Here is a 12,532-nt window from a genome sequence, read left to right as displayed (position 1 = left end):
CCGCGGCTGAAACGGTTCGCTCGGCCGCGGGTCGAGATCAGCCTTCGATGGAGCCGCCGGCCAGCGCGCACAGCTGGATCGGGTCGAGGATGTGGATTTCCTTGCCTTCGGCGGCGATCAGCTCGTTCTGCTGGAAGCGGGTGAAGACCCGGGACACGGTTTCCACCGCCAGGCCCAGGTAGTTGCCGATCTCGTTGCGCGACATGCTCAGGCGGAACTGGTTGGCCGAGAAGCCGCGGGCGCGGAAGCGGGCGGACAGGTTGACCAGGAACGTGGCGATGCGCTCGTCGGCGGTCTTCTTCGACAGCAGCAGCATCATCTGCTGGTCGTCGCGGATCTCGCGGCTCATCACCCGCATCAGTTGGCGGCGCAGCTGCGGCAGTTGCAGGGCCAGTTCGTCGAGGCGCTCGAACGGGATCTCGCAGACCGACGTGGTCTCCAGGGCCTGGGCGGACACCGGGTGCTTCTCGGTGTCCATGCCGGACAGGCCGACCAGTTCGCTGGGCAGATGGAAGCCGGTCAGTTGCTCCTCGCCGGTGTCGCTCAGGCTGAAGGTCTTGAGGGCGCCGGAGCGTACTGCAAAGACGGAATCGAACACGTCGCCCTGGCGGAACAGGAACTCGCCCTTTTTCAGCGGACGGCCGCGTTTGACGATTTCGTCCAGCGCATCCATGTCTTCCAGATTCAGAGAAAGTGGCAGGCAGAGAGGGGCCAGGCTGCAGTCCTTGCAATGGGCCTGGTTGTGAGCGCGCAGTTTAACTGGCTCGGACATTTCTTTGATCCTTGTGGGAAAACACACATAAGGCGTAAGGGTAACTCAGCACAGGACATTCAGGCCAGTCTGTGGCGAGACGGCCCCAGGGATGTAAAGCCCACGGGGCTGTGGCCGATAACCTGCTATCAGAAGGCATGCAAGGAACCGTTCCGATGGCCGCCATTGGCACGTTGAACCCCGGCAGCAGCGGTGTTGTGCCGTTGCCGGAAGGTGTTAGAGACTCCGCCGGCGCCGAGCCGGAAACCGTATCGGCGCTGTCGGCAACCCCGACCTTGGTCGAGAGCGTCAAAGTGTCGCTGTCCGGCGAGGCCTTGGAGAAGTCCGCCGGTTTCGGCGGCGACAACCATGACATCGAAGGCAGCGACTTGCCGGAGAACGTCCAGCAGTTGCTCAAGATGATCCGCAAGTTTCGGCAGCAGATCACCGAGAAGAACGCGCGCATCAACGCCGTGATGGCCGACAAGACCCTCTCCAACGAAGAGCGGACGGCCAAGATCGCCGCACTCAAGAGCGCCATCTCCGCCCTCAACACTGGCCTGATCACGGCCAACCTGTCCCTCGCCAAGGTTGTGGATCAATCGGGCCTGACCTCGGAGCAGAACATGAAGACCGCCTCGCTGCTGACGAAGGACTAGATCACCCGGGAAAAGCGCTGGCGGTTCTGCTGCTCAAGGTAGGCGTCGAACACCATGCACACCGAGCGCACCAGCAAGCGTCCTGCAGGCAGTACGTTGATCCGTTCGCTGTCCAACTCGATCAGGCCGTCCCGGGCCATGTCCTGCAGTTGCGGCCAGAGCGCGCCGAAGTAGCCTTGGAAGTCGATGTTGAAGGCGCGTTCGATGTCGGCGAAGTCCAGGCTGAAATTGCAGATCAACTGCTGGATCACCGCCCGGCGCAGGCGGTCGTCGGCGTTGCAGACCAGGCCGCGGCTGGTGGCCAGCTGGGCCCCGGCCAGGGTGTTCTGGTACTGGTTCAGGTCGCTGCTGTTCTGGCAGTACAGATCGCCCACCTGGCTGATCGCCGACACGCCAAGGCCGATCAGGTCGCAATGGCCGTGGGTGGTGTAGCCCTGAAAGTTGCGTTGCAGGGTCGACTCTTCCTGGGCCACCGCCAGTTCGTCGTCGGGCAGGGCGAAATGGTCCATGCCGATGTAGCGGTAACCGGCGGCGGTCAGTTGCTCGATGCTGCGTTGCAGCATCTCCAGCTTCTGCGCCGGGCTCGGCAGCTCGTTGCCGTTGATCCGCCGCTGCGGCATGAAGCGTTCCGGCAGGTGCGCGTAGTTGAACACCGAGAGCCGGTCCGGTTGCAGGTGGATGACTTCCTCGACGGTGCGGGCGAAGTTGTCCGGGGTCTGCTTCGGCAGGCCGTAGATCAGGTCGATGTTGATCGAGCGAAATTGCAGGGTGCGTGCCGCATCGATCACCGCACGGGTTTCCTCCAGGCTCTGCAGGCGGTTGACCGCCCGCTGCACGGCGGGGTCGAGGTCCTGCAACCCGATGCTGACCCGGTTGAAGCCCAGTTCGCGCAGAAGGCCCATGGTCGACCAGTCGGCTTCGCGGGGATCGATCTCGATGCCGTAGTCGCCGGAATCGTCGTCCAGCAGGTTGAAGTGCTTGCGCAGGTGCGCCATCAGTTGGCGCAGCTCGTCATGGCTGAGGAAGGTCGGGGTGCCGCCGCCGAAGTGCAGCTGCTCGACCTTCTGCGCAGGATCCAGGTGGCAGGCGATCAGCTGGATTTCCTGCTCCAGGCGTTGCAGGTAGGGCAGCGCGCGGCCGCGGTCCTTGGTGATGACTTTGTTGCAGGCGCAGTAGTAGCAGATGTTCGCGCAGAACGGCACGTGCACATACAGCGACAACGGGCGCAGGGCCTTGCGGCTGTCGCGCAGGGCGTGGAACAGGTCGAAGGTGCCGACCTGGCTGTTGAATTGGACGGCCGTCGGGTACGAGGTGTAGCGCGGCCCCGCCAGGTCGTAGCGGCGGATCAAATCGGTGTCCCAACGAATGGCGTCGAGCATGCGGGCATTCCCCCGGATAGGCTGGCAGTGTCGGCGAGTCTAGGGGAGACGGCGAGGGGGCATCTTGATTTGCATCAAAGCCGGTCGGCGGGCCGGCCTGGAACCTGTGGCGAGGGGGCAGGCTCCCTTGCCACTCAGTGGCCCATCAGCCAATGCTGATGCGGTCCGGGCAGGGTCCACAGGCCGAACAGCAGCACCAGCACACCGCCCGCCACACGTACGCTGCGCTGGCGCAGCAGCGCCGTGACCCGCTCGGCGGCCAGCCCGGTGGCCAGCAGCACGGGCCAGGTGCCGAGCCCGAAGGCGAGCATCAGCAGCGCGCTGTCCAGCGCATTGCCTTGGCTGGCCGACCACAGCAGGGTGCTGTAGACCAGCCCGCAGGGCAGCCAGCCCCACAGCGCCCCGAGCAGCAGGGCGCGGGGCAGGCTCGACACCGGCAGCAACCGGTTGGCCACAGGCTGGATATGGCGCCACAGCCCGCGGCCGAGGCTTTCGATGCGGGTCAGGCCGCTCCACCACCCGGCCAGGTACAGCCCCATGGCGATCAGCAGCAGCCCGGCCAGCACCCGCATGAACAGCGCGGCGGGGCTGTTGGCCACGGCCCAGCCCGCGAGGCCGATCAGCAGGCCGGCGGCGGCGTAGCTCAGGATGCGCCCCAGGTTGTAGGCCAGCAGCAGGCGAAAGCGCCGGCTGCGTTGTTCCTTGGGGATCGCCAGGGTCAAGGCGCCCATCAGGCCGCCGCACATCCCCAGGCAATGCCCGCCGCCCAGCAGGCCGAGGATCAGCGCAGACACCAGCAGCGGCGCAAGCTCAAGCATGGGGCGGCGCCTTGTCGTCCGGCGGGGTCGCCTTGGCTTCGTCCACCGCGGCGGTGTGGTTCGGGTCCTGGTCGTCGAACAGGATGCTGTGGGCCGGGCCGTCGAGGTCGTCGTACTGGCCGCTGTCCACCGCCCAGAAGAAGATGTACACGGCGATGGCCACGATCAGCAGCGCGGCCGGGATCATTACGTAAAGAGCTGGCATCTGTACTCCATGCCCGCGCGGCTCAGGCCGGCAGCGGGCGGGTTTCTGACGTGGCGTGGACGGCCGGCGCGCCCGGCAGGCGGGTCAGGCGCAGGGCGTTGAGCACCACGGTCAGCGAACTGATCGACATGCCGACCGCCGCCCACACCGGGGTGATCCAGCCGAGGGCGGCGAACGGCAACATGAGGCCATTGTACAGCGCGGCCCACAGCAGGTTCTCGATGATCACCCGGCGTGTGCGGCGGGCCAGGGTGAAGGCCTGCACCAAGGCGTCCAGACGGTTGGAGAGCAGCACCGCGTCGGCGCTGGTCTTGGCCAAGTCCGTGGCCGAGCCCATGGCCACGCTGATGTCGGCGGCGGCCAGCACCGGCACGTCGTTGACCCCGTCGCCGAGCATCAGCACCTTGCGGCCTTCCTTGTGCAACTGCTGCAGCACCTGCAGCTTGTCGTCCGGGCGCAGGCCGCCGCGGGCCTCGTCGATGCCCAACTCGGCGGCTACGCCGGCGACCATCGGCGAACTGTCGCCGGACAGCAGCAGCGTGCGCCAGCCCCGCGCCTTGCACGCGGCCAGCAAGGCCGGCGCATCGGCGCGCAGGCGGTCGTCGAGGACAAACCAGGCCAGCGGGCCTTGGGTGTCGCCCAGCAGCAGCCATTGGCCGGGCTCGTCCGGCATTGGCGGCACGCCGGCGCCGCTCAGGCCGCAGACGAAACCGGCCTGGCCGATCCGCAGCCGCTGTTCGCCGACTCGGCCTTCAAGGCCCAGCCCCGGCAGGCTGTGGACTTCCTCGGCGGCCAGCGGGGCGCGGCCGAAGGCCCGGGCGATCGGGTGTTCCGAGCGGTTCTCCAGGGCAGCGGCGAGGCTCAGGCAACGGTCGCCGTCCAGCGCGCCGAGAGGGCGCACCGCGCGCAGCATCAGACGTCCCTCGGTGAGGGTGCCGGTCTTGTCGAAGATCACCGTGTCGATCTGGTTGAGGCCTTCGAGCACATGGCCGCGGGTCAGCAGCAGGCCGAGCTTGTGCAGGGTGCCGGTGGCGGCGGTGAGCGCGGTCGGCGTGGCCAGGGACAGCGCGCAGGGGCAGGTCGCGACGAGCATCGCCAGCACGATCCAGAAGGCCCGCGACGCGTCCAGTTCCCACCATAGCAAGCCGATGGCGGCTGCGGCGATCAACGACAGCAGCAGGAACCATTGGGCGGCGCGGTCGGCGATTTCCGCCAGCCGGGGCTTTTCGGCCTGGGCGCGGTCGAGCAGGCGGACGATGGCCGACAGCCGGGTGTCCTGGCCCAGGGCCTGCACCTGCACGGTCAGCGCGCCTTCGACATTGAGGGTGCCGGCGGTGACCGCGTCGCCCACGCTGCGCGCCTGCGGCAGGTATTCGCCGGTCAGCAGCGACTCGTCGACGCTGGAGCGGCCGTCCAGGATCCTGCCGTCCGCCGGCAGGACTGCGCCGGGCGGCACCAGCACATGGTCGCCCAGGCACAGTTCGCTGAGCAGGATGCGCTCGCTCTGCCCGGCGGCGTCGAGCCGCAGGCACGAGGCCGGCAGCAGGTTCACCAGTTGCGCGGTGGCGGCGGCGGTGCGTTCCCGGGCGCGGCGCTCCAGGTAGCGTCCGGCGAGCAGGAACAGGGCGAACATGCCCACCGCATCGAAATACAGTTCGCCGACCCCGGTGATCGAGGTCCAGATCCCGGCGACGTAGGCCGCGCCGATGGCCAGCGACACCGAGACGTCCATGGTCAGGTGGCGGGTGCGCAGGTCGCGCATGGCGCCCTTGAAGAACGGCGCGCAGCTGTAGAACACGATGGGCGTGGTGAGGAACAGCGCGACCCAGCGCAGGATGGTGTGCAGTTCGGGGCTGAGGTCGATGTTGAACTCCGGCCAGGTGGCCATCGTCGCCATCATCGCCTGGAACCACAGCAGGCCGGCGACGCCGAGCTGACGCAGGGCCCGGCGGTTTTCGCCGGCCAACTGCTCGCTGGCGCGATCGGGCTGGTACGGGTGCGCGGCGTAACCGATCTGGCGCAGTTCGGCGAGGATCCGGCTCAGCGGCAGTTGCGCATCGGCCCAGCGAACATGCAGGCGATGGTTGGACAGGTTCAGGCGTGCCTCGGCCACGGCCGGCAGCGTGCGCAGGTGTTTCTCGATCAGCCAGCCGCAGGCGGCGCAACTGATGCCTTCCATCAGCAGCGTGGTTTCGGCCAGCTCGCCTTCGTGGCGCACGAACGGTTGCTGCACGTCGGCGCGGTCGTACAGCGCCAGTTCGTCCACCAGTTGCACCGGCAGCGCTTCGGGGTTGGCCGAGGCTTCGCTGCGGTGCCGGTAGTAGCTGTCCAGGCCGCCGGCGACGATGGCTTCGGCCACGGCCTGGCAGCCGGGGCAGCAGAACTCGCGGGGCTCCCCGAGCACGACGGCGGTGAAGCGGCTGCCGGGCGGGACGGGCAGGGCGCAGTGGTAGCAGGGGAGTGGGGTGGTCATCAGGTGGAGTCTTTCATGTCCGGGAGGGCCTCATTGCGAGCAGGCCCGCTCCCACAGGTTCTGTGAACGCCGCAGATCCGGTGTGGGAGCGGGGCTGCCCGCGAATGCACTTCGCGCAGCCTTTTACTTGTCCAGGTCTTCCGCGCCTTGCAGCGGCTCGTCGCCCAGCAGCAGGTCCTTGTCGTGGCTGACCAGCTCTTCTTCGAACATGCGCCAGACGTGGTCGTCCTGGCTGCCGAGCAGCTCGACGAACCGGCGTCCTTCGATCTTGTCCGCCAGCTGGCCGATGTAGCGGCCGTTCTCGGCCTCGCTGCGGGTCAGGACGATCTTGCGGTCCTTTTCCGGCTGGGTCGGCGAGATCAGGTTCAGCTCCAGGGTCTTGGGTTGGCTGTTGCCGCTCAGGCGCAGGTCGACCTCGCCGGTGACGCCGTCCAAGTGCACGCTGGCGCGCAGGTTCAGGGTCTGGGCCAGCAGCTCGCGGTCCAGCGAACGGTTGATGCCTTTGCCGGCCTCGTAGTAGTTGTCGTTGACCAGGTTGTCCGGGTGATTCACCGCAATGGTCACCATGGACAGGGTCAGGGTCACCGAGCAGGCCAGGATCCCGATGATGATCCAGGGCCAGAGGTGCTTGTACCATGGGTTTGCGGCAGTGGCTGCGGGCATGTTCACTTCTCTCAACGGTTTTGTGGGCCGATGAATCGGCTCTTGGCTTCAACGTGGACGCTGTCGTCATCGGCGTCCTTGAGGATGAATTTCACCTCGTTGGTGCTCGACGGCAGTTGCTCCGGTGCGCTCGACAGCTCGACCGGCATGCTGAAGATTTCGCCGGCAGGCACCTTGATCTCGCGCTTGCCCTGCAGGCGCAGATCCGGTAAGCCGGCCGCCTCCAGCACGTAGGTGTGGTCGCGCTGGTCCTTGTTCATGATCTTCAGGCTGTAGACGTTCTCGATCCGGCCTTCGGCGTTCTCGCGGTACAGCACGCGGTCCTTGCTGACGTCGAACCCGACCAGCGAGCGCATCAAGAACGCGGTCACCAGCAGGCTGATCATGGCCAGCAGCACCACGGCGTAGCCGATCAGGCGCGGACGCAGCTTGTGGGTCTTCTGTCCGGACAGGTTGTGCTCGGTGGTGTAGCTGATCAGGCCGCGCGGATAGTCCATCTTGTCCATGATGCTGTCGCAGGCGTCGATGCACGCGGCGCAGCCGATGCATTCGATCTGCAGGCCGTCGCGGATGTCGATGCCGGTCGGGCAGACCTGGACGCACATGGTGCAGTCGATGCAGTCGCCCAGGCCCTGGGCCTTGTAGTCCGTGCCTTTTTTGCGCGGGCCGCGGGTTTCGCCCCGGCGCGGGTCGTAGGAGACGATCAGGGTGTCCTTGTCGAACATCACGCTCTGGAAGCGGGCGTACGGGCACATGTAGATGCACACCTGCTCGCGCAGCCAGCCGGCGTTGCCGTAGGTGGCGAGGGTGAAGAACCCCACCCAGAAGTACGACCAGCCGTCGGCCTGGCCGGTGAAGAACTCGAACACCAGTTCGCGGATCGGCGAGAAGTAGCCGACGAAGGTCATGCCGGTGACGAAGCCGATCAGCAGCCACAGCGCATGCTTGGCGAACTTGCGCAGGAACTTGTTGGCGCTCATGGGCGCCTTGTCCAGCTTGATGCGCTGGTTGCGGTCGCCTTCGGTGACTTTCTCGCACCACATGAAGATCCACGTCCACACGCTTTGCGGGCAGGTGTAGCCGCACCAGACGCGGCCGGCGTACACGGTGATGAAGAACAGGCCGAACGCGGCGATGATCAGCATGCCCGACAGCAGGATGAAGTCCTGGGGCCAGAAGGTTGCGCCGAAGATGAAGAACTTGCGCTCCGGCAGGTTCCACCACACGGCCTGATGGCCGCCCCAGTCGAGCCAGACCGTGCCGAAGTACAGCAGGAACAGCACGGTGCCGCCCATCATCCGCAGGTTGCGGAACAGGCCGGTGAAGGCGCGGGTGTAGATCTTTTCTCGTGAGGCGTAAAGGTCGACGCTGGTGCTTGCGTTCTTGTTGGGGGGCGTGACGTCGTGTACCGGTATCTGGTTGCTCATCATTGCATCCCACGGCAGTGGAAAAATGCCTCGGTCGATGCGTGCCGACCGGGGTCAGAAAGGGGTGTTGCAGTGGCGCAATGATACGCCTGTCGCTCTGGCTCAAGGGTGCGACCTTTGGTCGCGTTGGGGAAAAATCTTGAATGGTGTAGCGAATGCAGCAAAGCATGATGCAGGTCAATTGACTATAGACGATTACGTCTGTCGACCTGGCGGTTGCCGGTGGAGCGCAGCACAGGTGCCGCGCTCCGTTGATCCCTGGAGTGATCAAGGAAGGTGACCGCCTCCCAGGCTGTCGAGCCCGCTATTGCGGGGTTTCTTGCGGGGAGGCTTTCGGGGTTCGTCGCTGTGTGCCCGGAAGGAAAGGGCGCCGAACTCCACCTTCGCCTCGATCAGGGGCGCAGGCCCTGGGTTCGGGATGTCGGTGTCTGCCGTTGAGGGTGTCTTGCGTCGGGTCATCGAGTTGCTTCCTTGCAGCTTGATTGGTGGGTGTCGAATGTGGGTGCCGGCCCGCCATACGGGGACGGAAACTATCGTCTTAGCCGGTTCGGGCCCAATCAATTTGGGTTGCGAAATGTAAGGGGATTGCAGGCTGGCGAGCGCGCCACCCAGCGGTGACGGCCGCCTGGAACGAAAAAGCCCCGCCAGGGATCTGGCGGGGCTTTTTGTTGCAGCATGCGTCGGGATTACTCGGCCTGAGTTTCCGGCGCCTTTTCACCGTGGGAGAGGCTGTAGACGTAGGCGGCCAGCAGGTGCACCTTGTCGTTGCCTTGCAGCTGTTCCTGGGCAGGCATCTGGCCCTGGCGGCCGTAGCGGATGGTCTGCTGCAGCTGGGCGAAGCTCGAACCGTAGATGAACGCCGCCGGGTGGGTCAGGTTGGGCGCGCCCATGGCAGGGGTGCCTTTGCCTTCCGGACCGTGGCAGGCCACGCAGTTGGCGGCGAACAGCTTCTGGCCGTTGGCCGGGTCGGCCTTGGTGCCTTCAGGCAGCTTGCGCCCGTCGAGGTTGGTCAGCACGAACGCGGCCACGTCGGCCACGCCTTGCTCGCCGATCACGTCGGCCCAGGCCGGCATCACCGCGTGGCGACCGCCCATGATGGTGGTCTTGATGGTTTCCGGCTCGCCGCCCCAGCGCCAGTCGGCGTCGGTCAGGTTCGGGAAGCCGTAGGCGCCCTTGGCGTCGGAGCCGTGGCAGACCGAGCAGTTGGAGGCGAACAGGCGGCCGCCCATCTTCAGGGCCTGGGGATCCTTGGCCACTTCTTCGATCGGCATGGCGGCGAACTTGGCGAAGATCGGACCGAACTTGGCGTCCGAACGGGCCATTTCCTTCTCCCATTCGTGCACGCCGGTCCAGCCGGTCTGGCCGTTGGCGAACGCGGTCTGCTTCTCGGTGTCGAGGTAGTTGTAGCCCGGCAGCAGGCCTTTCCAGTTGCCCAGGCCCGGGTACAGCACCAGGTAGCCCAAGGCGAAGACGATGGTGCCCACGAACAGCATGAACCACCATTTGGGCAGGGGGTTGTCGTACTCTTCGATCCCGTCGAAAGAGTGGCCGACGGTCTCGTCGGTCTGCTCGGCGCGCTGGCCCTTGCGGGTCGACAGCAACAGCCAGGTCAGGGAAAAGATCGTACCGAGACTGAGGACTGTGACGTACAGACTCCAGAATGTAGTCATTCTTTGTTACTCCTAGAAGCTTGCTCGACGTGCTTGATGGCTTCGGGATCATCCGCAAAAGGCAGCAAGGTCGCGTCTTCGAACTCTGACTTGCGCTTGGGGCTGAACACCCACAGCGCCAGACCGATGAAAGCCACCATTACGACAACGGTGCCCAGGCCGCGAATCATCCCGATATCCATGAAGAATCACCGTTTGCTTTTGATGATGGTGCCCAGGCCTTGCAGATAGGCCACCAGCGCGTCCATTTCGGTCTTGCCTTTTACGGCATCCTTCGCACCGGCGATGTCTTCGTCGGTGTAAGGGACGCCGAGCGAGCGCAGGACCTCCATTTTCTTGGCAGTGTCTTTGCCGTCGAGCTTGTTTTCCACGAGGAACGGGTAAGCCGGCATCTTCGACTCGGGGACGACGTTGCGCGGGTTGTACAGGTGCGCACGCTGCCAGTCGTCGGAGTAGCGGCCGCCGACGCGGGCCAGGTCCGGGCCGGTGCGCTTGGAGCCCCACAGGAACGGGTGGTCCCAGACGCTTTCGCCGGCGACGGAGTAGTGGCCGTAACGTTCGGTTTCGGCGCGGAACGGACGGATCATCTGCGAGTGGCAGCCGACGCATCCGTTGGCGATGTAGACGTCGCGGCCTTCCAGTTCAAGAGCGGTGCGCGGCTTCATGCCTTCGACCGGCTTGTTGGTGACATCCTGGAAAAACAGCGGGACGATCTGGGTCAGGCCGCCGACGCTGACGGCGATGACCATGAAGAAGGCCAGCAGGCCAATGTTCTTCTCAACGGCTTCATGCTTCATCAGTGAGCTCCAACGACAGCGATCTTGGCGGCGGCTTCGGCTTCAGCCGGGTTCGAGGCGCGCACGGTGCGCCATACGTTGTACGCCATCAGCAGCATGCCGCTGGCGAAGAACGCACCGCCCAGGGCGCGGACGATGAAGCCCGGATGGCTGGCCTGCAGCGCTTCGACGAACGAGTAGGTGAGGGTGCCGTCGTCGTTGATCGCACGCCACATCAGGCCTTGGGTGATGCCGTTGACCCACATCGAGGCGATGTACAGCACGGTGCCGATGGTGGCGAGCCAGAAGTGCGCGTTGATCAGGCCGGTGCTGTGCATCTGCGCGCGGCCGAACAGTTTCGGGATCATGTGGTAGATCGCGCCGATGGAGATCATCGCCACCCAGCCGAGGGCGCCGGCGTGCACGTGGCCGATGGTCCAGTCGGTGTAGTGGGAGAGCGAGTTGACGGTCTTGATGGCCATCATCGGGCCTTCGAAGGTCGACATGCCGTAGAACGCCAGGGAGACCACGAGGAAGCGCAGGATCGGGTCGGTGCGCAGCTTATGCCAGGCGCCCGACAGGGTCATCATGCCGTTGATCATGCCGCCCCAGCTCGGGGCCAGCAGGATGATCGACATCGCCATGCCCAGCGATTGTGCCCAATCCGGCAGCGCGGTGTAGTGCAGGTGGTGGGGACCTGCCCAGATATACAGGGTGATCAGGGCCCAGAAGTGCACGATGGACAGGCGATAGGAGTAGATCGGACGCTCGGCCTGCTTCGGCACGAAGTAGTACATCATCCCCAGGAAGCCGGTGGTCAGGAAGAAGCCCACGGCGTTGTGGCCGTACCACCACTGGATCATCGCGTCGGTCGCGCCGGAGTAGGCGGAGTAGGACTTGAACAGGCTGACCGGCAGCGACATGTGGTTGACGATGTGCAGCATCGCGGTCACGACGATGAATGCGCCGTAGAACCAGTTGCCCACGTAGATGTGCTTGGTCTTGCGCTTGGTGATGGTGCCGAAGAACACCAGACCGTAGGTGACCCAGACAATGGCCAGCAGAATGGCCAGCGGCCACTCCAGTTCAGCGTATTCCTTGGTGGTGGTGAAACCCATCGGCAAGGTAATGATCGCGCCGACGATCACCGCTTGCCAGCCCCAGAAGGTGAAGGCCGCGAGGCTGTCGGAAATCAGTCGCGTCTGGCAGGTTCGCTGCACGACATAGTAGGAAGTGGCAAACAGTGCACACCCGCCGAAGGCAAAAATCACCAGGTTTGTGTGCAACGGGCGAAGGCGTCCAAAGCTCGTCCACGGCAGACCGAAGTTCAGTTCCGGCCAGACCAGTTGCGAGGCGATGAAGACACCGAGCCCCATGCCAAGGATCCCCCAGACCACCGTCATGATGGCGAACTGGCGGACTACCTTATAGTTATAAGCAGTCGGACTGATTGCTGTGCTCATTCTAAGGTTCCACGGTTTGGGTGTTTTATTAGGATTGAAATCGGCCGCAAGTATGGAGAAAGCAGGGGGTCAATGCAACGCGCCATGACCTGGGTCAATGCTTTCCAACGCTGATTCTGCGGCCTTTCCATGTTCCGCGTAGGGACAAAATCACCCTCGGGAAAAATGTCCCGGCGGAGCGGAAAAGTGATCGGTCCAGAGCACCTGTAACGGGGTGTGTTCAAAAGCCCGGTTCGGGCGACGGACGG

At 65.0% G+C, this 12,532-nt stretch carries 12 protein-coding genes; 1 reads left to right on the top strand and 11 read right to left on the bottom strand.

Features of this window, described 5'->3' with window-relative positions:
* Positions 1 to 37: 37 nt before the first annotated feature.
* Positions 38 to 772, bottom strand: coding sequence for a fumarate/nitrate reduction transcriptional regulator Fnr (fnr, locus tag CAG29_RS11405; protein WP_085577567.1), 735 nt, complete (start codon positions 770 to 772; stop codon positions 38 to 40).
* 155 nt (positions 773 to 927) lie between these two features.
* Here fnr and CAG29_RS11400 point away from each other — a divergent pair, with 155 nt between their 5' ends.
* On the top strand, positions 928 to 1,410 hold the full coding sequence (locus CAG29_RS11400; protein ID WP_085577566.1) for a hypothetical protein: 483 nt from the start codon (positions 928 to 930) through the stop codon (positions 1,408 to 1,410).
* Here CAG29_RS11400 and hemN read toward each other — a convergent pair.
* The 10 genes from hemN to ccoN all read right to left on the bottom strand — a co-directional run bounded on the left by hemN (position 1,407) and on the right by ccoN (position 12,284).
* Complete coding sequence (hemN, locus tag CAG29_RS11395) at positions 1,407 to 2,789, bottom strand: oxygen-independent coproporphyrinogen III oxidase (protein WP_085577565.1); 1,383 nt, start codon at positions 2,787 to 2,789, stop codon at positions 1,407 to 1,409. The genes CAG29_RS11400 and hemN overlap by 4 nt on opposite strands.
* A gap of 134 nt (positions 2,790 to 2,923) precedes the next feature.
* A complete protein-coding gene (locus tag CAG29_RS11390; protein WP_085631375.1) occupies positions 2,924 to 3,607 on the bottom strand; it encodes a sulfite exporter TauE/SafE family protein in 684 nt (227 codons plus the stop codon).
* Positions 3,600 to 3,812, bottom strand: a complete 213-nt coding sequence (gene ccoS, locus CAG29_RS11385; protein WP_085631377.1) for a cbb3-type cytochrome oxidase assembly protein CcoS — start codon at positions 3,810 to 3,812, stop codon at positions 3,600 to 3,602. Before ccoS ends, CAG29_RS11390 begins: the two co-directional genes overlap by 8 nt.
* Before the next feature lie 22 nt (positions 3,813 to 3,834).
* Positions 3,835 to 6,285: a heavy metal translocating P-type ATPase gene (locus tag CAG29_RS11380; protein ID WP_085577562.1), complete on the bottom strand. Its 2,451-nt coding sequence runs from the start codon at positions 6,283 to 6,285 to the stop codon at positions 3,835 to 3,837.
* A 123-nt stretch (positions 6,286 to 6,408) separates the two neighbouring features.
* The gene (locus tag CAG29_RS11375) at positions 6,409 to 6,948 is read right to left on the bottom strand and encodes a FixH family protein (protein WP_085577883.1); all 540 of its coding nucleotides are present in this window, start codon (positions 6,946 to 6,948) and stop codon (positions 6,409 to 6,411) included.
* A gap of 11 nt (positions 6,949 to 6,959) precedes the next feature.
* Positions 6,960 to 8,375, bottom strand: a complete 1,416-nt coding sequence (ccoG, locus tag CAG29_RS11370) for a cytochrome c oxidase accessory protein CcoG (RefSeq protein WP_085577882.1) — start codon at positions 8,373 to 8,375, stop codon at positions 6,960 to 6,962.
* 686 nt (positions 8,376 to 9,061) lie between these two features.
* A complete protein-coding gene (gene ccoP, locus CAG29_RS11365) occupies positions 9,062 to 10,045 on the bottom strand; it encodes a cytochrome-c oxidase, cbb3-type subunit III (protein ID WP_085577561.1) in 984 nt (327 codons plus the stop codon).
* Positions 10,042 to 10,227, bottom strand: a complete 186-nt coding sequence (locus CAG29_RS11360; protein WP_003175465.1) for a CcoQ/FixQ family Cbb3-type cytochrome c oxidase assembly chaperone — start codon at positions 10,225 to 10,227, stop codon at positions 10,042 to 10,044. The genes ccoP and CAG29_RS11360 overlap by 4 nt, the downstream gene beginning before the upstream one ends.
* A 6-nt stretch (positions 10,228 to 10,233) precedes the next feature.
* Positions 10,234 to 10,842: a cytochrome-c oxidase, cbb3-type subunit II gene (gene ccoO / locus CAG29_RS11355; RefSeq protein WP_085577560.1), complete on the bottom strand. Its 609-nt coding sequence runs from the start codon at positions 10,840 to 10,842 to the stop codon at positions 10,234 to 10,236.
* Entirely contained in the window at positions 10,842 to 12,284 is a 1,443-nt protein-coding gene (ccoN, locus tag CAG29_RS11350; protein WP_085577559.1) for a cytochrome-c oxidase, cbb3-type subunit I, read from the bottom strand. Before ccoN ends, ccoO begins: the two co-directional genes overlap by 1 nt.
* Between the last annotated feature and the right edge of the window lie 248 nt (positions 12,285 to 12,532).

Source organism: Pseudomonas sp. B7(2017), assembly GCF_002112745.1.
In the GTDB taxonomy this organism is placed as follows: Bacteria; Pseudomonadota; Gammaproteobacteria; order Pseudomonadales; family Pseudomonadaceae; genus Aquipseudomonas; species Aquipseudomonas ekonensis.
This window is presented reverse-complemented; position numbering and strand designations above follow the sequence as displayed.

Excerpts from the sequence above, each read along its gene's own strand:
- ccoO (WP_085577560.1), bottom strand. The coding sequence starts at position 10,842 with ATGAAGCATGAAGCCGTTGAGAAGAACATTGGCCTGCTGGCCTTCTTC.
- CAG29_RS11400 (WP_085577566.1), top strand. The coding sequence starts at position 928 with ATGGCCGCCATTGGCACGTTGAACCCCGGCAGCAGCGGTGTTGTGCCG.
- ccoP (WP_085577561.1), bottom strand. The coding sequence starts at position 10,045 with ATGACTACATTCTGGAGTCTGTACGTCACAGTCCTCAGTCTCGGTACG.
- CAG29_RS11360 (WP_003175465.1), bottom strand. The coding sequence starts at position 10,227 with ATGGATATCGGGATGATTCGCGGCCTGGGCACCGTTGTCGTAATGGTG.
- ccoS (WP_085631377.1), bottom strand. The coding sequence starts at position 3,812 with ATGCCAGCTCTTTACGTAATGATCCCGGCCGCGCTGCTGATCGTGGCC.
- hemN (WP_085577565.1), bottom strand. The coding sequence starts at position 2,789 with ATGCTCGACGCCATTCGTTGGGACACCGATTTGATCCGCCGCTACGAC.
- CAG29_RS11375 (WP_085577883.1), bottom strand. The coding sequence starts at position 6,948 with ATGCCCGCAGCCACTGCCGCAAACCCATGGTACAAGCACCTCTGGCCC.
- ccoG (WP_085577882.1), bottom strand. The coding sequence starts at position 8,375 with ATGAGCAACCAGATACCGGTACACGACGTCACGCCCCCCAACAAGAAC.
- fnr (WP_085577567.1), bottom strand. The coding sequence starts at position 772 with ATGTCCGAGCCAGTTAAACTGCGCGCTCACAACCAGGCCCATTGCAAG.
- CAG29_RS11390 (WP_085631375.1), bottom strand. The coding sequence starts at position 3,607 with ATGCTTGAGCTTGCGCCGCTGCTGGTGTCTGCGCTGATCCTCGGCCTG.
- ccoN (WP_085577559.1), bottom strand. The coding sequence starts at position 12,284 with ATGAGCACAGCAATCAGTCCGACTGCTTATAACTATAAGGTAGTCCGC.
- CAG29_RS11380 (WP_085577562.1), bottom strand. The coding sequence starts at position 6,285 with ATGACCACCCCACTCCCCTGCTACCACTGCGCCCTGCCCGTCCCGCCC.